We start from the raw sequence: 22,728 nt of genomic DNA, 5'->3' as shown, positions 1-22,728 counted from the left end.
TTTCATAGGGCGTGCAACCGTCTAAACCGCACGAGGTGCAACCTTTTATTCAAATGAGTGAAACCCTCTATGAGCCATCATTGCAACCATCGCACGAAACAGCGTGCAACCGCTGTGTAACAACCCACGTCACCGAACTGCACACTGTCGGTGCGCGATTGCTACAACCCGCACCATAACAGGCTAGACGCTACGCCGGAAAACGCGGGTTCCAGCAACAATTTTCAACACTCAAATGACGATCCGCAGGCACTGGCCCGCGTGATACAGCGAAAAGCCCGCCTCATACAGGCAACTGCGCACCCCCACCCCGGCCAATGGCTGCATGGGGGCGAACGGGATCGGCAGGGCCTGGGCATTACCGTGACACAGGTAATCGGCGAACGCCTTGCCGACCACCGTGCCGGTGGTCACGCCCCGACCGTTGTAGCCGGTAACGGCCACCAGCCCGGGAGCCGGTTCGAACAGGCGCATCAAGTGATCGGGGGTAAAAGCAATGCAACCGGTCCAGGTGCACTCCCACTCCACCGACTTGAGGTAAGGAAAATAGTGCTGCTGCACCCGGTCGGCCCAAGCCTTGAGGAACCAGGTCGGCTTGCGGTTGCCGTTGCCCAGGCTGCCCAGCAGTAAACGGCCGTCCTTGTCCCGGCGGATGCTGCTCAACACCTGGCGGGTATCCCAAGAGCCCTGCCCGCCCGGCAGGATGCGTCGGGCGGCCTCGTCGGTCAGCGGGGCCGAGGCGACCTGATAGTAATAACCGGGAAAGAAACTGCGCCGCAGTTCGGTCCAGTCGCCCTCGGTGTAGGCGTTGGAGGCGATTACCACCTGCTCGGCCAGCACCGCCCCCTGGGCAGTCTGCACCGACCAGCGCTGGCCTTGGCGTTCCAGGTGCGTCACCGGCGAGTGGTCGAACAACTGACCGCCAAGGTCCGTGGCGGCCTTGGCCAACCCACTGGCGTAGGCCATCGGGTTGAGTGTGCCGGCGCGACGGTCGAGCAGCGCCGCGGCGATTTTCGACGTGCCGGTGGCATCGACACAGGCCTGGCCGGTGAGCAATTCCACCGGGGCACCGCGGCGCTTCCATTGCTCTTCACGACTGCGCAGGTCGGCCTCGCCCCGGGCGTTATGGGCCATGTGCAAGGTGCCTTCGCGGCGCAGTTGGCAATCGATATCGTATTTATCGATGAGGCTGAACACCAGGGCCGGTGCGGCTCCCAGCATGCGGTTGAGCTGGCTGCCCACCGCCTCGCCGAACCCGGCCTCGATGTCATCCGGCGGGATCCATAGGCCGGCGTTGACCAACCCGACGTTACGCCCCGATCCGCCGTGCCCGGCCCGATGAGCTTCCAGCACAACCACGCGTTTGCCTTGTTCGAGCAAATGCACCGCCGCCGATAACCCGGTAAAACCCGCGCCGATCACGCAGACGTCGGCCGTGACTTCACCGGTGAGTCCGCTGTTTTCTGGCCTTTGCGGCGTCAATTTTTCCCACAGACATTCTTCGCGTAACGGCATTGCCAGCTCCTGGTCAGGAGCAGCTGCGAGCTTCAAGCCTCAAGCTGCAAGCAGGGGTCGCTTGCAGCTTGGAGCTTGCGGCTTGAAGCTGCTTAATCAAAGGTAATTCCCTGCGCCAACGGCAACTCCAGCGAGTAGTTCACGGTGTTGGTCTGGCGGCGCATGTAGCCGCGCCAGGCATCGGAGCCGGATTCGCGACCGCCGCCGGTTTCTTTCTCGCCACCGAACGCGCCGCCGATCTCGGCCCCACTCGGGCCAATGTTGACGTTGGCGATGCCGCAGTCGCTGCCCACTGCCGACATGAACTGCTCGGCTTCACGCACGTCGGTGGTGAAGATGCAGGACGACAGGCCCTGGGGCACGGCGTTGTTCAGGTGCAAGGCCTCGGCAAAGTCCTTGTAGCCGACCACGTATAGAATCGGCGCGAAGGTCTCGTGGCGCACCACATCGCTCTGCTCCGGCATCTCGACGATGGCCGGCGAGACGTAATAGGCATTCGGGAACTGGTCTTCGAGTTGGCGCTTGCCCCCAAACACGCGCCCGCCTTCGCTCAGGGCCTGCTCCAAGGCGTCCTGCATGTTGTCAAAGCTGTGCTTGTCGATCAGTGGCCCGACCAGGTTGCCTTCCAGCGGATGGCCGATGCGCACTTTCGAATAGGCAGCCTTGAGGCGGGTGACGATTTCTTCCTTCACCGACTCATGGGCGATCAGCCGACGCAGGGTGGTGCAACGCTGGCCGGCGGTGCCGACGGCGCTGAACAGGATGGCGCGTACGGCCATGTCCAGGTCGGCGCTCGGTGCCAGGATCATGGCGTTGTTGCCGCCCAGCTCCAGTATGCTGCGGGCGAAACGCGCGGCAACTTTCGGTGCCACTTCACGGCCCATGCGGGTGCTGCCGGTGGCGCTGATCAATGCCACACGCGGGTCATCCACCAGCGCTTCACCGGCATCACGACCGCCAATGATCACCTGGCTCAGGTAGGGGGGGGCGTCGCTGAAGTTCTTCAACACGCGCTCGAACAGCGCCTGGCACGCCAGGGCGGTGAGCGGGGTCTTTTCCGACGGCTTCCAGATCACCGCGTTGCCGCACACCAGGGCCAGCGTGGTATTCCAGGCCCAGACCGCCACCGGGAAATTGAAGGCACTGATCACCCCGACCACGCCCAACGGATGCCAGGATTCACGCATGTGGTGGCCCGGACGCTCGGAGGCGATGGTCAGGCCGTACAGCTGGCGGGACAGGCCGACGGCGAAGTCGCAGATGTCGATCATCTCTTGCACTTCACCCAGGCCTTCCTGGGTGATTTTGCCGGCTTCCCACGACACCAGCTCGCCAAGGTCGGCCTTGTATTCACGCAACAGGTCGCCAAATTGACGCACCAGCTCGCCGCGACGCGGGGCCGGCACCTGGCGCCACAGGTCGAAGGCGTGTTCGGCACGGCTGACCTGCTGCTCGACTTCAGCCGCGCCTTCCCAGTTCACGGCGCCGATACGGCGGCCATCAATGGGCGAATGCACCGGTTGTGTGCCGTTCTGGTACAAGGCCGAGTCGACGCCCAAGCGATCAAGCAATGCAGCAACCATGGAAAATTTCCTCACACGAAAAACAAAGGATTGGCAGCCGGACGAATGCGACTGATCAGACCTGTAGTTGTAGCGGGCCTGAGTCTTGCCAACAAACGACCTTTAAGCGAGATATCATTCCGTTTATTCATGCTGGCCATGACCGGATAAGCAGAGCGACAAGAAATAAGGCCTCATATGCTCAATAAACGCTATTTGCCGTCGATCACGGCGCTGCAATGCTTCGAAGCGGTGACCCGCCACTTGAGCTTCACCCGTGCCGCCGAAGAGCTGAATCTGACCCAGAGCGCCGTCAGCAAACAGGTCGCGCAATTGGAGGAGCTGCTGCAGCACTTGCTGTTCCGACGCGTGCGCCGACGCTTGCAGCTGACGCCTGCCGGTGATTTGTACCTGGGGGAAGTGCGAAAGATCCTCACGCAGGTGGAGATGTCTACCCATTACCTGCGCTCCTATGGCGGCGACACCGAAGTTCTGCGCGTTTCCACGCCTCCGACCTTCGGCGCTCGCTGGTTGGTCCCACGCTTGAAGGGCTGGCGATTGCGCCATCCGAAGATTCACCTGGACCTGTGCAGCGAGCAGGAGGCCGACGACTTGCTGCAAGGGCGCAGCGACCTGGCGTTCTATTTCGGCCAAGGCTCGCGCCCCGGCACCGAATCCCTGAAGCTGTTTGGCGAAGAACTGGTGCCCGTCTGCGCGCCCGGCAGCCTGCCTGACCAGCCCTTCACCGACCCGACCCAACTGGCCGAGCTGGTGCTGCTGCAAAACGCCTCGCGGCCCCAGGCCTGGCACGACTGGTTCGACCACCAGGGCTACCACACCGAACATAGCTATCACGGGCCGCGTTTCGAAACTTTCTATATGTGCATCCGCGCCGCCCAGGTCGGCTGCGGCGTCGCCCTGTTGCCGCGGTTTCTGGTGGAAGAAGAACTGGCCGACGGTAAACTGGTCATCCCCTGGCAACACGCGATGCCCAGCACCAACGCCTATTACCTGGCCTATCCGGAACATTCGGCGGAAGTGCCCAAGGTGCGGTTTTTTGTGGAGTGGATGCTGGAGCAGATCGAGAGCCCGGGTACGCCGCAGTAGCCATTGGCTTTCCCCCTTGTGGTGAGGGGATTTATCCCCGCTGGACTGCGCAGCAGGCCCGACAATTGATGGGGCGCTATGCGCCCAGCGGGGATAAATCCCCTCGCCACAGCAGAGATACCTTTGCCACAGAAGAATCGGTGACCAAAAATCACTGGCAATACCCACCCAGGTTATGCGCCACTAACCCCCTCATCCCAAACCGCTGCACCCCGCTGCCCGCCGCAGCGGCCTGCCTGGAGATTCCCGTTATGAGCGAGAGTGTGTTTGCCGATCGTATCGTGCAGAACCTGCTCGACACCGACTTCTACAAACTGACGATGATGCAGGCGGTGTTGCACAACTACCCCAACGTCGAAGTCGAATGGGAATTTCGCTGCCGCAACAGCGAAGACCTGCGCCCGTACCTGGCGGAGATCCGCTTTCAGATCGAGCGCCTGGCCGAGTTGAGCCTGAGCGCCGACCAGTTGGGTTTCCTGGAGCGCATCAGTTTTCTGAAGCCGGACTTCCTGCGTTTCCTGGGCCTGTTTCGCTTCAACCTGCGCTACGTGCACACCGGTATCGAAAACGGCGAGCTGTTCATTCGCCTGCGCGGGCCGTGGCTGCACGTCATTCTGTTCGAAGTGCCGCTACTGGCCATCGTCAGCGAGGTGCGCAATCGTTATCGCTATCGTGAAGTCGTCCTGGAACAGGCGCGGGAACAGCTTTATCGCAAGTTCGACTGGCTGAGCGCCAACGCCAGCGCCGAAGAACTGTCCGAACTGCAAGTCGCGGACTTCGGCACCCGTCGTCGTTTTTCCTTCCGTGTCCAGGAAGAAGTGGTCAACGTGCTCAAGCATGACTTCCCCGGGCGTTTCGTCGGCACCAGTAACGTGCACCTGTCCCGGGAGCTGGACATGAAACCCCTGGGCACCATGGCCCACGAATGGATCATGGCCCACCAGCAATTGGGCCCGCGGCTGATCGACAGCCAGATCGCCGCCCTCGATTGCTGGGTGCGCGAGTACCGGGGCCTGCTGGGGATCGCCCTCACCGACTGCATCACCATGGACGCCTTCCTCAAGGATTTCGATCTGTTCTTCGCCAAGCTGTTCGACGGTTTGCGCCATGACTCCGGCGACCCGGTGATCTGGGCCGAAAAAGCCATCGCCCACTACCACAAGCTCGGCATCGACCCGATGAGCAAGACCCTGGTGTTCTCCGATAGCCTGACATTGCCCAAATGCCTGGAGATTTTTCGAGCATTGCGTGGTCGCATTAATGTCAGCTTCGGTATTGGCACCAACCTGACGTGTGACATTCCAGGTGTAGAGCCGATGAGCATCGTGCTTAAAATGATCAGCTGTGACGGGCAACCCGTGGCCAAGATTTCAGACGAGCCCGGCAAGACCCACTGCAAAGACCCGAATTTCGTCGCCTACATGCGACATGTTTTCCAAGTACCTGCCGCCCTTTCTGACACATCAAGCAAGGAGTGAATTCATGCAAGCCGTACAGCGTGAGATTGCTGAACAGCTCAAGGTCCAGCCACCGTTCGCCGATGACGCCGCCCTCAAGGCCGAAATCGCCCGGCGAGTAAGCTTCATTCAGGATTGCCTGGTCAATTCCGGGCTCAAGTCCCTCGTGCTGGGTATCAGCGGTGGCGTTGACTCGTTGACCGCTGGGCTGCTGGCCCAACGTGCCATGCGCGAACTGCGAGAGAAAACCGGTAACACCGCCTACAAGTTCATCGCCGTGCGCCTGCCGTACGAAACCCAGTTCGACGAGCATGAAGCCCAAGCCTGTGTGGACTTCATCGACCCGGACGAGCGCCATACCGTCAACATCGGTCCGGCGGTCAAGGCCTTGGCCGATCAAGTCGCGGCGTTCGAAGGCAAGGCAGCGGTCTCGCGGGATTTCGTGCTGGGCAATACCAAGGCGCGGATGCGCATGGTGGCGCAATACACCATCGCGGGTACCGAGCACGGCCTGGTGATCGGCACCGACCATGCCGCCGAAGCGGTGATGGGTTTCTTCACCAAGTTCGGTGATGGCGCCTGCGACTTGGCGCCGTTGAGTGGTTTGGTGAAAAACCAGGTCCGGGCCATCGCCCGTGACTTTGGCGCGCCGGAGTCACTGGTGGAAAAAATCCCCACCGCCGACCTTGAGGACCTGTCCCCAGGCAAGCCGGACGAAGCCTCCCATGGCGTGACCTACGCCGAGATCGATGCGTTCCTGCACGGCAAGCCGGTACGGGACGAAGCATTCAGGATCATTTGCGAGACCTATCGCAAGACTGAGCACAAGCGGCTGATGCCTTACGCCCCATGACTACAGAGGCGCCTACTCTGCCGCCATCGCGAGCAAGCTCGCTCCCACAGGGGGGGGTTGCCTGGCATAAAAAAAAGCGCCCCGCATGGGTAACGCTGTTCATTTAAGAACAATGATGGACCTGTGGCGAGGGAGCTTGCTCCCTCGCCACGGATGTATCGATTGCCTTAAGTGAACAGCATTACCCTGCATGGACGCTTTTTTATGCCTGAAGTGATTATTTCAGGGTAACGGTGCCTTTCATCATCGAGATGTGGCCCGGGAACGAGCAGAAGAAACCGTATGCCTCGCCGGCAGCCAGTTTAGACACGTCGAAGGTCACCGAGTCTTTTTCCCCGGCGCCAATGACCTTGGTGTGGGCGATGATGCGTGCATCACCTTCCGGCAGGTAGTTCTTGTCGATGCCTGCTGCCAAACCAGCCGTGGCGATCGGCTGCATGTCAGCCTCTTTGCTCAGCACCCAGTTATGGCCCATGACGTTTTTCGGCAAGTTGCCCGAATGCGTCAGCTCAACGGTGAATGTCTTGCAGCTCTTGTCGATCTCGATGGCCTTGGTGTTGAAGGACATCTGGTCGGTCGAGTCGATGGTGGTCTTGCACTCCGCTGCCATCAGTTGGCTGCTGGCCAGCGTCAACAGGGATACTGCAACAAGTTTGGCAAACATCGTGAATCTCCAAGGCATGGTTAACAAAAATCCGTCAAAGGGGAAGACTGCCTGAATTTCAGACAAGTTCCTATGACCTGAATCAAAGATTGTATACAACTTAAGGCTATCAGCCTGATGGACACAATCAACCAGCCAGAGGGATGACCACCACTTTATGATCAGCCTCACCACCTCTTGGGAGCGCCCATCATGAACGTCAACAGCCTGTTATGCAGCTTGCTCGCCGCCTACGCCTGCGGCGCCAGTGGCACCTACGAAAAACCCCAGCGCGAGGTTTAATCGCTTTGCGCCACCAAGGCCAGGCTTTACTCTGGGTCGGTTACTGATCATGGAGTAAAGCATGTCCATCGCGTCTGTTTGTGTATTTTGCGGCGCCAGCACCGGCACCGATCCAGCGTATCGTGAAGCGGCGCAGGCCCTGGGCCGGGCATTGGCGGAACGAAAATTGACCCTGGTCTACGGCGGCGGTGCCGTCGGCCTGATGGGGATCGTCGCCGACGCGGCCCTGGCGGCCGGCGGCGAGGTCATCGGCATCATCCCGCAAAGCCTCAAGGACAAGGAAATCGGCCACAGCGGCCTGACTCGCCTGGAAGTGGTGGACGGCATGCACGCCCGCAAGGCACGCATGGCCGAACTCAGCGATGCCTTCATCGCCCTGCCCGGCGGCCTCGGCACGTTGGAGGAGTTGTTCGAAGTCTGGACCTGGGGCCAACTGGGCTACCACGGCAAACCGCTGGGGCTGCTGGAAGTGAACGGTTTCTACAGCAAGCTCATCGGCTTTCTCGATCATATCGTCGGTGAAGGCTTCGTCCGCGCGCCCCATCGTGACATGCTGCAAGTGAGCGAATCAGCGCAGAGCCTGCTCGATGCGCTGGACGAATGGCAACCGTCAGTGCAGCCAAAGTGGGCCGAACAAAAACCCAGCTAACGGCTCGGCCCCGATACAGGGCAGAATATGCGCCGCTCAACCTCACCTTCGACCCCAGAGGATCGCCCATGGCCAAACCCAATTATTCCTTCGCCAAACGTCAAAGAGACTTGGCCAAGGAGCAGAAGAAAGAGGAAAAGCTGCAGCGCAAGAAAGCCACAGCTGAAGAAGAAGCCGCACTGACCCCGGATACCGAAGGCGAAGTGGCGGCAGAAGATGATGTTGATGCACCGAAAGATCAGGCGCCCGACGCCTGAGCCCCTCCGGGCCCGATGATGTAATCCGGCCCCACGGTTTGTGTCCAGGGCCGGCAGCCTAGCTGCCGGTCCTCACAAGCCCAATGCCTTGATAATCGACTCGCGATAACCCGTTGGCAGGTTCGCCGGCAGCCGCCCCGGCTCGAACAGCCCAATTTCCTTGTGTTCATGACTGATCGTCGGCACGAAACCGCCCAGCAACTGGCAGCGGTAGGTGGAGATGAAGACGTGCTTGCCAGGAATCACCTCGAACAAGTACGAATCCAGTGGCTCCCCCACGCTCACCTCGATCGCCAGCTCCTCGGTAATTTCCCGCGCCAGGCATTGCGGCGCCGTTTCGCCCAGCTCGATCCGCCCGCCAGGCAATTCCCATTCATCCCGTTCGTTGAGCATCAGCACGACCAGGCCTTCGGGGGATTGCAGCACGCCTTTGATGGAAACCGGGAACATGGAGAGGCCTCGCAGTTAATGATTTATCTGTGGCGAGGGAGCTTGCTCCCGCTGGGTCGCGCGGCGACCCCATTTTTATGGGCGCTTCGCACCCAAGCGGGAGCAAGCTCCCTCGCCACCAGTATTTCACCGCAAAGCGCGGTCATGACTCCAGCGGCATCACCGTCACCCGCACCTCGGGATCATGATTGCCGCCCCCCAGGATCACGCCCCGCAACGGCGACACATCGGAAAAGTCCCGTCCCCAGGCCAGGGTGATGTGCTCCAAGGCCGGTTGCACGTTGTTGGTCGGGTCAAAGTCCACCCAACCCAACACCGGGCAATACACCGAGACCCAGGCATGGGACGCATCGGCGCCAATCAGCCGGGGTTGGCCGGGTGGCGGCTGGGTCAGCAGGTAGCCGCTGACGTAACGCGCCGCCAGTCCGCGAGAGCGCACGCAGGCCAGCATCAAGTGGGCGAAGTCCTGGCACACGCCCCGCCGCCGCTCCAGCACCTCCACCAGCGGCGTGGCCACCTGGGTCGCCTCGGCATCGAAGGTGAACTCCTCGAAAATCTTTTCCATCAGCGCCCGCACGCCAACCATCAACGGGCGCCCCGGGGGGAAGCAGCTTTCGGAAAACTCGACGAAGCTGCGCTTGAGGTGCACATACGGTGACTCGAAACGAAAACGGCATGCTTGCAGCAATGACGCCGCAAGTGGCCGGCCGCTGTAGGTCAGCGCGCTGCAGGTCGACTCCCAGGCCGGGGACAGGTTGAAGTCCAGCGAGGGGCGAGACAGCACCTCGACGCTCAAGCGAGCATTGACCAGCAACTCGTCATGGGGGCGTTCGAAGGCCAGGCGGGTCAGCGGGTTGCCGAACACATCCTGCTCATCGCGCCGGGTCGTCGGCTCCGGGCTGATCAGCAACTGCTGTTCGGTGCAACGCTGCCAGTCACAGGCGCGCGGCCACAGATGGGCAAGCTGCTGGGCCAGGGACACCGGGCTGTCGTAGTGGTAATGGGTGTCGTGGAGGATCTGGTAATGAGCGCTCATCAGACGGATACCGTGCGTTGGCTGACGTCATCGACGTGGGCGAAATGACGCAAGGCCAGGCGATCGGATACCTGGCCACCGACATCGGCCACTTCCTGCAACAGATCGGCCAGCCCATCAAGTGCTGCGCGCAGGCTGGCATCGCCAAACAGGGGATTTTCCAGGCAACGCAAGTCAAAGCGAGAAAGACGCGTCACCAATTCTGGCAAGGCCGTTTCCTTCGGTGCGCCAAAATCGTCGTTCAGGCGCTTGAGCGTGCGGGCCACCAGTTTTAACTGGAAAAGCACCGCGTGGGGGTTCTGTTCGTCCAGCAACAACAGGTCCAGTACCGGGATCAGTTGCGCCACCGCCAGGTAGCGCGAACGGTAGGTGATGCTGCTGTTGCCCAGTTCCAGCAGCCACTCCAGCCCGGCCTGGTCGAATACTGCATCGCTGCGCAAAAACGCCGCCAGGCTGCTGCTGAGAAATTGCAAGCGCTCCAGGCGCCGGCCAATCATCAAGAAGCGCCAGCCCTCGTCGCGGGTCATGTCATCCAAGGCAAATCCGGACAACGCCGCCAGGGACATCACCAGCCGATTGAGGAAATCCAGCAACTCACCGAAATCCGGTTCCTCGGTTTCCAGCTCCGCCGCTTCGCGCTGCAACTCCACCAGCGCCTGCCAGTTCTCCCGGGACAGCTTGCCGCGAACCTGCGAGGCCGCCCACTGCAAGCGCTGCAGGTTGGAACGCAGGCTGAACGACCAGTCGTCGCCCAACAGCGCCGCCAGCAAACGCTCGTGCAGCTCACCCTCTTCAGGCAGCAGCATCAGGCTTTCGCCCAGGGCCACCGCCGACTGCAGGGCCTGCGGGTCATCGCCATCGACATAACGCCCCAGCATGATCCGCAGCAGCCGTGCGCTGTCGTCGCAGCGTTCGCAGTAACGGCCGAACCAGAACAGGTTTTCCACCACCCGCGAAGGCAGGTACGGATCGCGTCGAACCAGGTCGTGGACGCCTACGGTTCGCTGGGCCGTCCATTGTTCACCGCCGGGCGCCTGCTCGCCCAACACCCAAGTGTCCTTGCTGGCGCCGCCGCGCTGCATCGACACCACTTCGGCGTCGGCCTCGGCGGCCACGCGGGTCAGGCCACCCGACAGCACCCGATAATCATCCTTCCCGGACACGGCATATACGCGCATGCCAATGGCCCGGGGCTGGATGTGCCCATCTTCGGCCTGCCAGACCGGGGCCTGGGACAGTTGCGCCAGCTCCTGGGCGACATAGGCATAGGGCCGAGCCTGCATGCGCGCCGCCAGTTGGCCGCGCTGCACCTCGTTCAGGTCACGGCCGAACACCGGGGTGAAACTTTGGGAAGGAAACGCCGGCTTGATCAACAGTTGCGGCAGCTTTTCCAGGGCCTGGGCCAGCACCGGCGGCTCACCGCACCACCAGGTGGCGATGGACGGCAGTATCAACTCCTCGCCGAACAGATACTGGCTGATCTTCGGCAGGAACCCCAACAGGCCCGGTGACTCCAGCACGCCGCTGCCCAGGGCATTGGCCACCAGCACCCGGCCCTGGCGCACCGCTTCCAGCAGTCCCGGCACGCCGAGGGCTGAATCAGTGCGCAGCTCCAGGGGGTCGCAGAAATCGTCGTCGAGCCGGCGCATGATGGCGTGAACCCGGCGCAAGCCGCTAAGGGTCTTGAGGTAGACCGTGGCGTCCCGCACGGTCAGGTCGCCCCCCTCCACCAGCGGATAGCCAAGCTGACGGGCCAGATAAAGATGCTCGAAATAACTTTCGTTGAACCGCCCCGGTGTCAACAGCACCACCAGTGGTGACTCACCGTCGCTGGGTGCCTGTCGTGCCAGGGTTTCCTGCAAGGTGCGGAAGAACCCGGACAGGTGTCGCACCCTCAGGTCGCGATACAGCTCGGGGAACGCGCGGGAGACGATCATGCGATTTTCCAGGGCATAACCGGCCCCCGAAGGCGCCTGGGTCCGATCCGCCGTGACCCACCAACGGCCATCGGGGGTGCGCGCCAGATCCACCGCATACAAGTGCAGGAAGCTGCCGTCCGGCGGCACGATGCCCTGGCAGGGCCAAAGGAAATTGTTGTGCCCGAACACCAACTCTGCCGGCAGCAGCCCTTCGCTGATCAGCCGCTGTGGCCCATACAGGTCGGCCAGGACCGCATTGAGCAGGCGCGCACGCTGGGCAATCCCGGCCGACAGATGTTTCCATTCCTGCGGGTCGATCACGTGGGGCAGCAGGTCCAGCTCCCACGGCCGGTCGGCGCCCTTCGGATCGGCGTAGACGTTATAGGTCACACCGTTTTCCTGAATCTGCCGAGCCAGCAGCGCCTGACGCTGGATCAGGTGAGCCGGCGTGCTGCGCTGCAACTGATCGAACAACCGCCGCCAGTGCGGACGCACCGCACCGTTGTCGTCCAACAGTTCGTGATAGGTGCCCGTCGTCAGCGGGTAACGGTCAAGCAGGTCAGGCATGGAAAGCTCGGCAGACGGCAATAAAAGGTGAGACTAGCGCAAGCGCATGACGCCCGGATAGTTGAGTTTGGAGCGGAACATGACGACCGCGGCCAGGGAGCTTGCTCCCGCTGGGCTGCGCAGCGGCCCCAAGACAGCAGACTCCATTGGCCTGACACACCGGGTCGTCAGGTTTCAGGGCTGCTGCGCAGCCCAGCGGGAGCAAGCTCCCTCGCCACGGGGTTCGCTTACACCTTGGGTGCCCCTTGAAAACGACGCAGGTCGAGCGTGAGTGGAAACTCGTCATCCACTGCCAGGCTGGGTATCGGAAGTTTCCCAGGCGTGTGCCCGATACGGAAGAATCGCGCCATCCGCCGGCTCTCGGCCTCGTTAGCATTCACCGGCAGGCTGTCGTAGTTACGCCCGCCCGGATGGGCCACGTGATACTGGCAGCCGCCCACGGAACGTTGCATCCAGGTGTCGAGCAAGTCGAAGACCAGTGGCGCATGCACCGGGATGGTCGGTTGCAGGCAGTTGGCCGGTTGCCAGGCGCGGAAGCGCACCCCGGCGACGAACTCGCCGACCCGACCAGTGGGTTGCAACGGCACCGGCACGCCATTGCAGGTCAGCAGGTAGCGTTGCGGCGCCAGGCCGCTGAGCTTGACCTGCAAGCGCTCCAGGGAGGAATCCACATAACGCACGGTGCCGCCTACCGCGCCCTCTTCCCCCAGCACATGCCAAGGCTCGAGGGCTTGGCGCAATTGCAGTTCGATACCGCTGACCGCGTAATCGCCCACCTTGGGGAAGCGGAACTCCAGGTGCGCGGCGAACCACTCGGCCCGCAGCGGGTAGCCGGCGGCGTTCAGCTCATGGATGACGTCGGCAAAATCCTGCTCGATAAAGTGCGGCAACAGGAACCGGTCATGCAGCTCGGTGCCCCAGCGCGCCAGTTTCGCGGGCGCATAAGGCTCACGCCAGAACCGCGCCACCAGTGCCCGCAGCAGTAATTGCTGGGCCAGGCTCATGCGGGCGTGGGGGGGCATCTCGAAAGCACGCAACTCCAACAGGCCGAGACGCCCGGTGGCGCCGTCCGGTGAATAGAGCTTGTCGATGCAGAATTCGGCACGGTGTGTATTGCCGGTCACGTCGATCAGCAGGTTGCGCAACAGGCGATCGACCAACCACGGCGGGCATTGCTCGCCGGGCTGTGGCATTTGCGCGAAAGCGATTTCCAGCTCGTACAACGCGTCGTTGCGCGCCTCGTCCACGCGAGGTGCCTGGGAGGTCGGGCCGATGAACAATCCGGAAAACAGGTAGGACAACGACGGATGGTTATGCCAGTAACTGATCAGGCTGCGCAGCAGGTCGGGACGCCGCAGAAACGGTGAGTCAGCCGGTGTCGCGCCCCCCAGCACGAAATGGTTACCACCGCCGGTGCCGGTGTGCCGACCATCGATCATGAATTTCTCGGTGGTCAGTCGGGTCTGGCGCGCCTCTTCGTATAAAAATTCAGTGCGCTCGACCAACTCATCCCAGGTCGCCGAGGGTTGTACGTTGACCTCGATCACACCCGGGTCGGGGGTGATGCGGAAATTGCCCAGGCGCGGGTCGCTCGGCGGCTCGTAGCCCTCCAACAGCACCGGACAGTGCAGTTCCTCGGCCGTCGCCTCGATGGCGCTGACCAGTTCCAGGTAATCCTCGACCCGCTCCAGTGGCGGCATGAACAGGTACAGCCGGCCATCGCGGGCCTCGGCACAGAAGGCGGTGCGGGTCAGCCAGTCGGCGGATTTGTCGATCTCCGGGACACGCTCCTGCTCGGCCGCCGGCTCGCCGTGACGCGCCAGTTGCTCGGTGCCGGGCAGCTCGGGCAAGTCCTGGTTCGGGTCGGTGGGGTGGATGAACGGGTACTCGGCCGCCGTTACCCAAGGCTGGGACGCCAGCGGCAAGCGATAACCCAGGGGCGAATCCCCCGGCACCAGGCGGCAGTGGTTGTCGCGCAGGTACCAGCGACCGCTTTGCCACTGATCGCCCTTGGCGGTACGGGCCAGCGGCAGGACCTGGCCGATGATCTTGTCCAGGCCCTGGCTGAAGACCTTGCGCAACCGTGCACGCTCCAGGGCGTCCTCCAGGCGTGGGTCCTCGGCCGTGACATTCGAAGGCAATGCACCTTCGCGCCAGAGGTAATAGAAGTTGTCTTCGTAGGCCGGAAACACGAACCGCGCAGGAATTTTCAAACGCTCGGCGACGCTCGCCAGGAAACGTCCGGCCAATTCGCCATCGGCGCCGTAGTCCTCCTGTTCATCGGCGATCAACGCGCTGTTGTGCCAGATCGGCACGCCGTCGCGCCGCCAATAGCAGTTGAGCGACCAGCGCGGCAATTGCTCGCCGGGGTACCACTTGCCCTGGCCGAAATGCACCAGCCCCTTGGGCGCATAGTGATTGCGCATGCGCTGGAACAGCTCGGCGGAGAGCCGGCGTTTATCCGGTCCAAGTGCCGCGGTGTTCCACTCGGCACCGTCCGGGTCATCGATGGAGACAAAGGTCGGTTCGCCACCCATGGTCAGGCGCACGTCGCCCTCCAACAGGTCGGCATCGATCTGCCGTCCCAGGGCCTGGATCGCCAGCCACTGTGCGTCGGTGTAAGGCTTGGTCACCCGCGGCGCTTCCCAGACCCGCTCGACGGACATCTCGTGGCTGAACTCGCACTCGCAAGGCTCCACCAAGCCACTGATCGGAGCCGCTGAGGACGGATCGGGACTACACGCCAACGGGATATGGCCTTCACCAGCGAACAACCCCGACGTCGCATCCAGGCCGATCCAACCGGCACCGGGCAGGTAGACCTCGCACCAGGCATGCAAGTCGGTGAAGTCCACCTCAGTGCCGGAGGGACCATCGAGGCTTTTCACATCGGCGGTCAACTGGATCAGGTAACCGGAAACGAAACGCGCGGCCAAGCCAAGGTTGCGCAACAGCTGCACCAACAACCAGGCCGAGTCGCGGCAAGAGCCGGACGCGTGCTCAAGGGTATGCTCCGGGGTCTGGACGCCCGGCTCCATGCGAATCAGGTAGTTGATGTCTTCGCTCAGGCGCTGGTTGAGCGCCACCAAAAAATCCACCGCTGGCAATGGCGTGCGGTCGATGCCGTCCAGATAGGCCTGGAATTTCGGCGTCAACGGCAGGGTTTCCAGGTAAGGCGCCAACTCCTTGCGCTCGTCGGCCGCGTAGGCGAACGGAATTTTTTCGGCGTAGGGCTCGAGAAAGAAGTCGAACGGATTGAACACCGCCATTTCCGCCAGCAGCTCGACTTCGATGCGCATCTCCCGGGTTTTCTCGGGAAACACCAGCCGCGCCAGGTAGTTACCCTGGGGGTCCTGCTGCCAGTTGATGAAATGCTGCTCGGGCGAAACCTTCAGCGCATAGGAAAGAATGCGCGTGCGGCTGTGGGCCGCCGGGCGCAGGCGAACGATCTGCGGGCCGAGTTCGACGGCGCGGTCGTAGCGGTAATGCGTAACGTGGTGCAATGCGACATGGATCGACACGACGTGCCTCCTGCGAGCCTGGGCGTTATCGAAAGCGGCGCAAGACTTATGCCATGCAGGCAGGTCGGACACTTTCTTTATCTACTCAAGGCAGTAGAGCACTAAAAACGCGCGCTGCCCGAATTCATCTGCAAAGCAATGCACATAAATGCGGCGCGGGCAGCGCGAATCGACTCAGCGACGCGGGCGTGATGCCTTGGCGGCCTGGATGGTGAGTTCGCGTTGCTGGCGGATTTCTACCAGCTTGCGGCGCATCTCGCGGTGACGTTTGCTGTTGAGCAGTAGCAGCCCGAGCAAGGGGAAGAAAAGACCCGCCGCATAAACGAATCGATTCGGGCGAGAATCAATAGTCGGTAATACGCAAAACAAACAGGCGACAAAAAGTCCGGCAAACACCCAGACCCAACCAGGCCTGCCGCGTATGACCATGAAGTTACTGTGGACCAGAACCGCTGTGCAAATAACAATGCCAATGGCGGAAAGTTTTGCTTGACCCGCCAGCGGAACGCGCACGAAGAAACTGTCGAGAAGCGCAAAGAGCGCGAGTAGACACGATATTTTCGCCACGAAGATCGCTGCGATGAAGGTTGGGAAATAACGCTTCATAAAATTGAGAAAGTACAGATGGTGGTCCATCTAACGACCTTTGTTTTTTTTCTGAAGGTCGGCAGACCTTATCGCCATACGCTCATCGCGTAACTCCAACAATTTTTGACGCATCTCTCGATGGCGTTTGCTATTGAGCAATAGCAACCCAAGCAACGGGAACAACAACCCAGTCACATAGGCAACGGGATGCGGTCTATAGCCGTAGGTGGGAAGGACAATGAAGAGGCAAGCGAGATAGAACACAACTATGGCCCGGACACCCCACGACCGCCCTCTGATCATGAAGAAATGACTCAACGCCAAGAGCAGGGATAGCACTAGCGCAATCAGAAAAGAATATTTAGCCCGTTCAGGATCGCCTCGAAAATAAGTACTTGAGGCTAATGAAATCGAAGCGGAAACCGCAAAACAGGCTAGAAAAAAGGCGCCTATGAAGGTTGGAAAATAGTGAGCAAGGAACGCGTTCAATGAATGCTTGCGGTCCATTATTCAACTTCCTCATACAGCCCCACGGCTATTGTTTTCAGGTTCCCGGACAAGCTACTGCCCGTTAAACCGATGGCAGCCCCCAGAGAGTCGCGAATCTGGGTCACAGTTGCGTGGTTGATCTGAGTGGCCGTGTAACGCTTTGCAAGCGTCCCCGAACGCTGGCGAAGCTTCAATAATTTATTAGTCAGGCTTGGGTCTTTCAGCGTTAACAGCTCCTTAGTCAATGCCTTTCTTTGCTGGCGGGTCAAACCTTTCGAAAGCTCGTACCAACTTCTGCCGGTCGAGATCTTCCTGGCCTGCAAGAGTTTCAATGTCGTCAAGGTGGACGTCCCGGCGCCCAGCAGCGATGCGGCATCCAGCACTGGCATTGCGTAGCGATACCAGTCCTCACTGTCCATATCATCATTAGCTGATGGATCGTTGAGCTCGTTGTACGTACGCACACCTCCAACCACGCACTGCGCCGTGCTCGCAGAGGCGGCGGTGGCCCCAATGGCGGTAACGACCAGACTCGCTCCCGCAGTAAACGGAACAGCGATCGTGCCGCTGAAAACTACAATCCAACCCAAAATGGCGCCGGCGCAGGACAACGTCGTATTGACAGCCTCCCCCACCAAACGAGACTCACGTGGGTTGTTCTTTACCTGATCAGCAAACTGAGCCGGCGCAATGTACTTCTGCGCCTCGCGCAAGATGATCCGCTTGGGCTTGATGCTGCAAATCGGCTTGAACTCACGCAGGGTCACTACATTGAACTCAGCATCGATGTACACCACGCCTGCGCCGACGATGCCTGGATCGGCATCGATGGCGGCGAACAGACGTGGCAGGTTGATTTGGCTTTCAATGCGTTTGCGGGCCATGACCTGGGAGAAGCTCAGGTCCATGCCGATGCCTGTTGAAGCACTGCTCATATGAATCGTCCTTGAGAATCGGAGGGTGAGACGTTATCCGCACTGAACCCTGTGGCGAGGGGATTTATCCCCGTTTGGGCTGCGCAGCAGCCCCAAAAAGGCTTAGCGCAATCAGCCGGCCCCATCGATGCAACAGATTTCAGGGCTGCTACGCAGCCCAACGGGGATAAATCCCCTCGCCACAACAGGAAGCAGTGTTCGGCTTTATGCGCTTACTGCCGGGCATCGGCGGCGGCCACGATAGCAAATGGTCAGCACCGTCGCTAGAAAGCAAAACGCCAGCACTGAGGCTGGCGTTTTACATCGTAGATTGACCCGTTAGCGCGGCACGACAGGCTTGCGCGCCGGTTTCGGTCCTTTGCCCTTGGCGGCGTCCTTGCGTTCCTTGGCGGCCTGCTGGTTGCGGGCGAATGCCGCGGCCTTGGCCTGCTCACGCTTGTCCCACGGGTTGCCGCCGTCGCTGGCGCGCGGTGGCAGGCCGGTGTGCTGGGTCAGGATCTTGGTGGTTTCCTTGCCAACCTTGTGGCTGCCGGCTGGCGTCGAGTTCTTGCGACGGGCGCTCTGGTAGCTGTCGGTGGCCGGCTGGTGCAACGGAATCAATTGGTGCTTGCCCGGCCCGATCAGGTCGGCACGGCCCATGCGGGTCAGCGCTTCGCGCAGCATCGGCCAGCCCTTGGGGTCGTGATAACGCAAGAAGGCCTTGTGCAGGCGGCGCTGCTCCTCGCTCTTGACGATGGTCACCGCGTCGCTCTTGTAGGTGACCTTGCGCAGCGGGTTCTTGCCCGAGTGGTACATCGCCGTGGCCGTAGCCATTGGCGATGGATAGAACGCCTGCACCTGGTCGGCGCGGAAGCCGTTGCCCTTGAGCCACAGCGCCAGGTTCATCATGTCTTCGTCGGTGGTGCCCGGGTGGGCGGCGATGAAGTACGGAATCAGGTACTGCTCTTTCCCGGCTTCCTTGGTGTACTTCTCGAACATCCGCTTGAATTTGTCATAGCTGCCGATGCCCGGCTTCATCATCTGGTTGAGCGGGCCTTCTTCGGTATGCTCCGGAGCGATCTTCAGGTAACCGCCAACGTGGTGGGTCACCAGCTCCTTGACGTATTCCGGCGACTCGACCGCCAGGTCGTAACGCAGGCCGGAAGCGATCAGGATCTTCTTCACCCCAGGCAAGGCCCGGGCGCTGCGGTACAGCTGGATCAGCGAAGAATGGTCGGTGTTCAGGTTCGGGCAGATACCGGGGAACACGCACGACGGCTTGCGGCACGCGGATTCGATTTCCGGGCTCTTGCAGGCAATGCGATACATGTTCGCGGTCGGACCACCGAGGTCGGAAATGACCCCGGTGAAACCCGGGACCTTGTCGCGGATCTCTTCGATCTCGCGAATGATCGACTCTTCGGAACGGTTCTGGATGATCCGGCCTTCGTGCTCGGTGATCGAGCAGAACGTGCAGCCACCGAAGCAGCCACGCATGATGTTCACCGAGAAACGGATCATCTCGTAGGCCGGGATCTTTTCCTTGCCGTACGCCGGATGAGGAACACGTGCGTAGGGCATGCCAAACACGTAGTCCATTTCCTCAGTGGTCATCGGAATGGGCGGCGGGTTGAACCAGACGTCGACCTCGCCGTGCTTCTGCACCAGGGCACGGGCGTTGCCCGGGTTGGTTTCGAGGTGAAGGACGCGGTTGGCGTGAGCGTAGAGCACCGCGTCGCCACGGACCTTTTCCACCGAGGGCAGACGGATCACGGTTTTGTCGCGGGTCATTTTCGGGCTTGCCAGGATCTGCACGACCTTGGCTTCGCTCGGGTCTTCAACCGGCCCCTTTTCCTGCTCGATAGCACAAGCCTGGGTGTCTTGGGTGTTCACATACGGGTTGATGATCTTGTCGATCTTGCCCGGACGGTCGATGCGCGTGGAATCGACTTCGTACCAGTCTTTCGGCGTGTCACGACGGATGAAGGCCGTGCCGCGCACGTCAGTGATGTCTTCGATCTTGTGACCGTAGGACAAGCGCTGGGCGACTTCGACAATCGCCCGCTCGGCGTTGCCGTAGAGCAGGATGTCGGCGCAGGCGTCGATCAGGATCGAGTTGCGGACCCGATCCTGCCAGTAATCGTAGTGAGCGATGCGGCGCAGCGACGCTTCGATGCCTCCCAGCACGATCGGTACATGCTTGTAGGCTTCCTTGCAGCGCTGGCTGTAGACCAGGCTCGCGCGGTCCGGCCGCTTGCCTGCCAGGCCGCCGGGGGTGTAGGCGTCATCGGAACGGATTTTCTTGTCGGCGGTGTAGCGGTTGATCATCGAGTCCATGTTGCCGGCCGCGACACCGAAAAACAGGTTGGGCTCGCCAAGCTTCATGAAGTCGTCTTTGGACTGCCAGTTCGGCTGGGCAATGATCCCGACGCGAAAGCCCTGGGCTTCCAGCAGACGGCCAATGATCGCCATGCCGAACGACGGGTGATCGACGTAGGCATCACCGGTCACGATGATGATGTCGCACGAATCCCAGCCGAGCTGATCCATCTCCTCCCTGCTCATGGGCAGGAACGGCGCCGGGCCAAAACATTCGGCCCAGTACTTGGGATAGTCAAATAACGGCTTGGCTGCTTGCATGTCGATGACCGGTATAAAGGATGAAAAATCGCGGGCGCGGAATATAGCACAAATTTTGACCAATTCCGACGGCTATGGTCGGAAATCGATTTTGTGGCCCGCCCCCAGAACTCAAGCCAGATACAAATCAATTGTGGCGAGGGAGCTTGCTCCCGCTGGGCTGCGCAGCAGACCCACTGCTGCACCCACTTTTACCCTGGCAAACCGCATTCGCTGGTTTTGCGACTGCTGCGCAGTCGAGCGGGAGCAAGCTCCCTCGCCACAAAGACAATATCCGATCGAGCGAACGGCTTACTCATCATCATCAAAATTGTAGCTACCCGGCGCCAGGTTTTCGAAGCGCGTGTATTTGCCGATAAACGCCAGGCGGATGAAGCCGATCGGGCCGTTCCGCTGCTTGCCGATGATGATTTCGGCGATGCCCTTGTGCTCCGTCTCGGGGTGGTACACCTCGTCGCGGTACACGAACATGATGACGTCGGCGTCCTGCTCGATCGCTCCGGATTCCCGCAAGTCGGAGTTCACCGGACGCTTGTTGGGGCGCTGTTCCAGGGATCGGTTCAACTGGGAAAGTGCTACCACCGGGCAGTTGAATTCCTTGGCCAGGGCCTTGAGGGAACGAGAGATTTCGGAAATCTCGTTGGTCCGGTTGTCGCCGCTGGAACCGGGGATCTGCATCAATTGCAGGTAGTCGATCATGATCAGTGCGATATCACCGTGCTCACGCACCAGGCGCCGGGTCCGGGCGCGCATTTCCGACGGGCTGATACCGGCCGTATCGTCGATGAACAGTTTGCGGTCGTTGAGCAGGTTGACCGCCGAGGTGAGGCGCGGCCAATCATCGTCTTCCAATTGGCCGGAACGGACCTTGGTCTGGTCGATGCGCCCCAGGGACGACAGCATACGCATGATCAGCGATTCGCCTGGCATCTCGAGGGAGTACACCAGCACCGCCTTGTCGCTGCGCAGCACGGCGTTTTCCACCAGGTTCATCGCAAAGGTCGTCTTACCCATGGACGGACGGCCGGCGACAATGATCAGGTCGGACGGTTGCAGACCGCTGGTCTTCTCGTCGAGGTCGGTGTAACCGGTGGACAGGCCGGTGATGGCGTTGTCGGTGTTGAACAAGGTGTCGATGCGGTCGATGGCCTTGGTCAGCAGGTCGTTGACGCTGACCGGGCCGCCGGTTTTCGGGCGGGCCTCGGCGATCTGGAAGATCTGCCGCTCGGCTTCGTCAAGGATCTCGGCGGCGGTACGGCCTTCCGGGTTGAAGGCGCTGTCGGCGATTTCGGTGCTGATGCCGATCAATTGGCGCAAGGTCGCCCGCTCGCGCACGATCTGGGCATAGGCCTTGATGTTGGCGACCGACGGTGTGTTTTTCGCCAGTTCGCCCAGGTAACCGAGGCCGCCGACCTGGGACGTCTGCCCTTCCTTGTCCAATTGCTCGGCCAGGGTCACAACGTCGATCGGCATGTTCTGATCGGCCAGACGGGCGATCGCACGGAAAATCAGACGGTGGTCATGCCGGTAGAAATCGCCATCGGAGACTTGATCGAGCACGCGTTCCCAGGCGTTGTTGTCCAGCATCAGGCCACCGAGCACGGCCTGTTCGGCCTCGATGGAATGCGGAGGCACCTTCAGGGCAGCGGTTTGCAGATCGTATTGCTCGGGAGCGGTGATTTCGTTCATGGCCACTTCTGGTTATGAAAATCAGGAATTGCAGAAAGACAAAGGGCACGACCTGTAAACAGGATCGTGCCCGATGTTACCGGCAAGCACCCGAGGGTGCCAACCGACAGGTGTTGCTTAGGCTGCTACCACGACAACGCGTACGGTGGCTTCAACTTCGGCGTGCAGGTGCACGGCTACGTCGAATTCGCCTACGTTGCGGATGGTGCCGTTCGGCAGACGAACTTCGCTTTTCGCTACTTCAACGCCGGAGGCGGTCAGTGCGTCAGCGATGTCGTGAGTACCGATAGAACCGAACAGCTTGCCTTCGTCGCCAGCGGTGGCAGTGATGGTCACTTCCAGCTCGGCCAGTTGGGCAGCACGGCTTTCAGCCGATGCCTTACGGTCTGCGGCGGCTTTTTCCAGCTCGGCACGACGCTCTTCGAACGCAGCCAGGTTGGCAGCGGTCGCAGCGGTGGCTTTGCCGAAAGGCAGCAGGTAGTTACGACCGTAGCCGGCCTTAACGTTTACTTTGTCGCCCAGGTTGCCCAGGTTGGCGATTTTTTCCAGAAGGATCAGTTGCATGTGAA

18 protein-coding genes are annotated in these 22,728 nt (G+C 61.1%); 5 read left to right on the top strand and 13 right to left on the bottom strand.

Translation table 11 applies throughout. From position 1 onward, the window contains the following. Positions 1 to 231 precede the first annotated feature (231 nt). Together BT116_RS03815 and BT116_RS03810 are read right to left on the bottom strand one after the other, a co-directional pair. Positions 232 to 1,515 (bottom strand): L-pipecolate oxidase, encoded by a 1,284-nt coding sequence (locus BT116_RS03815; protein WP_072340173.1) that lies wholly within the window; start codon positions 1,513 to 1,515, stop codon positions 232 to 234. A gap of 92 nt (positions 1,516 to 1,607) precedes the next feature. Next, entirely contained in the window at positions 1,608 to 3,098 is a 1,491-nt protein-coding gene (locus BT116_RS03810; RefSeq protein WP_072340171.1) for an L-piperidine-6-carboxylate dehydrogenase, read from the bottom strand. 177 nt (positions 3,099 to 3,275) lie between these two features. On the opposite strand from BT116_RS03810, the gene BT116_RS03805 reads away from it, so the two are divergent. The 3 genes from BT116_RS03805 to nadE all read left to right on the top strand — a co-directional run bounded on the left by BT116_RS03805 (position 3,276) and on the right by nadE (position 6,494). After that, on the top strand, positions 3,276 to 4,184 hold the full coding sequence (locus BT116_RS03805; protein WP_063323167.1) for a LysR family transcriptional regulator: 909 nt from the start codon (positions 3,276 to 3,278) through the stop codon (positions 4,182 to 4,184). A 251-nt stretch (positions 4,185 to 4,435) separates the two neighbouring features. Further along, on the top strand, positions 4,436 to 5,662 hold the full coding sequence (gene pncB / locus BT116_RS03800; protein ID WP_058546544.1) for a nicotinate phosphoribosyltransferase: 1,227 nt from the start codon (positions 4,436 to 4,438) through the stop codon (positions 5,660 to 5,662). 4 nt (positions 5,663 to 5,666) lie between these two features. Next, on the top strand, positions 5,667 to 6,494 hold the full coding sequence (nadE, locus tag BT116_RS03795) for an ammonia-dependent NAD(+) synthetase (protein WP_072340169.1): 828 nt from the start codon (positions 5,667 to 5,669) through the stop codon (positions 6,492 to 6,494). A 217-nt stretch (positions 6,495 to 6,711) separates the two neighbouring features. On the opposite strand, the gene azu is transcribed toward nadE, so the two are convergent. Beyond that, a complete protein-coding gene (gene azu / locus BT116_RS03790) occupies positions 6,712 to 7,158 on the bottom strand; it encodes an azurin (protein WP_072340167.1) in 447 nt (148 codons plus the stop codon). 343 nt (positions 7,159 to 7,501) lie between these two features. Between azu and BT116_RS03785 the strand changes: the two genes are divergently transcribed. Continuing rightward, positions 7,502 to 8,089 carry an LOG family protein gene (locus BT116_RS03785; RefSeq protein WP_072340165.1) on the top strand — a complete coding sequence of 196 codons (588 nt, stop codon included), beginning with the start codon at positions 7,502 to 7,504 and terminating at the stop codon, positions 8,087 to 8,089. Between the two features lie 68 nt (positions 8,090 to 8,157). Next, on the top strand, positions 8,158 to 8,346 hold the full coding sequence (locus BT116_RS03780) for a hypothetical protein (protein WP_057448273.1): 189 nt from the start codon (positions 8,158 to 8,160) through the stop codon (positions 8,344 to 8,346). 72 nt (positions 8,347 to 8,418) lie between these two features. On the opposite strand, the gene BT116_RS03775 is transcribed toward BT116_RS03780, so the two are convergent. From BT116_RS03775 to rplI, 10 genes are all read right to left on the bottom strand, one after another. Beyond that, positions 8,419 to 8,796, bottom strand: coding sequence for an NUDIX hydrolase (locus tag BT116_RS03775; RefSeq protein WP_063323172.1), 378 nt, complete (start codon positions 8,794 to 8,796; stop codon positions 8,419 to 8,421). A 142-nt stretch (positions 8,797 to 8,938) separates the two neighbouring features. Then, positions 8,939 to 9,832, bottom strand: a complete 894-nt coding sequence (locus tag BT116_RS03770; RefSeq protein WP_072340163.1) for a transglutaminase family protein — start codon at positions 9,830 to 9,832, stop codon at positions 8,939 to 8,941. Beyond that, the gene (locus tag BT116_RS03765) at positions 9,832 to 12,318 is read right to left on the bottom strand and encodes a circularly permuted type 2 ATP-grasp protein (protein ID WP_072340161.1); all 2,487 of its coding nucleotides are present in this window, start codon (positions 12,316 to 12,318) and stop codon (positions 9,832 to 9,834) included. Before BT116_RS03765 ends, BT116_RS03770 begins: the two co-directional genes overlap by 1 nt. Before the next feature lie 227 nt (positions 12,319 to 12,545). Continuing rightward, the gene (locus BT116_RS03760; RefSeq protein WP_072340160.1) at positions 12,546 to 15,839 is read right to left on the bottom strand and encodes a transglutaminase family protein; all 3,294 of its coding nucleotides are present in this window, start codon (positions 15,837 to 15,839) and stop codon (positions 12,546 to 12,548) included. A gap of 174 nt (positions 15,840 to 16,013) precedes the next feature. Continuing rightward, the gene (locus tag BT116_RS03755) at positions 16,014 to 16,475 is read right to left on the bottom strand and encodes a hypothetical protein (protein ID WP_072340158.1); all 462 of its coding nucleotides are present in this window, start codon (positions 16,473 to 16,475) and stop codon (positions 16,014 to 16,016) included. Further along, positions 16,476 to 16,934, bottom strand: coding sequence for a hypothetical protein (locus BT116_RS03750; protein ID WP_072340156.1), 459 nt, complete (start codon positions 16,932 to 16,934; stop codon positions 16,476 to 16,478). It abuts the gene before it with no gap. After that, positions 16,934 to 17,851 (bottom strand): Ssp4 family T6SS effector, encoded by a 918-nt coding sequence (locus BT116_RS03745; RefSeq protein WP_072340154.1) that lies wholly within the window; start codon positions 17,849 to 17,851, stop codon positions 16,934 to 16,936. The genes BT116_RS03750 and BT116_RS03745 overlap by 1 nt, the downstream gene beginning before the upstream one ends. Before the next feature lie 318 nt (positions 17,852 to 18,169). Beyond that, positions 18,170 to 20,470, bottom strand: a complete 2,301-nt coding sequence (locus BT116_RS03740; RefSeq protein WP_072340153.1) for a YgiQ family radical SAM protein — start codon at positions 20,468 to 20,470, stop codon at positions 18,170 to 18,172. Positions 20,471 to 20,761: 291 nt separating this feature from the next. Continuing rightward, positions 20,762 to 22,159, bottom strand: coding sequence for a replicative DNA helicase (dnaB, locus tag BT116_RS03735; protein ID WP_027911801.1), 1,398 nt, complete (start codon positions 22,157 to 22,159; stop codon positions 20,762 to 20,764). A 117-nt stretch (positions 22,160 to 22,276) separates the two neighbouring features. Further along, entirely contained in the window at positions 22,277 to 22,723 is a 447-nt protein-coding gene (gene rplI, locus BT116_RS03730) for a 50S ribosomal protein L9 (protein ID WP_003186385.1), read from the bottom strand. Positions 22,724 to 22,728 lie beyond the last annotated feature (5 nt).

Source organism: Pseudomonas sp. NFACC16-2, assembly GCF_900119205.1.
Taxonomy (GTDB): domain Bacteria; phylum Pseudomonadota; class Gammaproteobacteria; order Pseudomonadales; family Pseudomonadaceae; genus Aquipseudomonas; species Aquipseudomonas fluorescens_Q.
The sequence above is the reverse complement of the archived record's forward strand: the minus strand, read 5'-3'. Positions and strand labels throughout refer to the sequence as shown.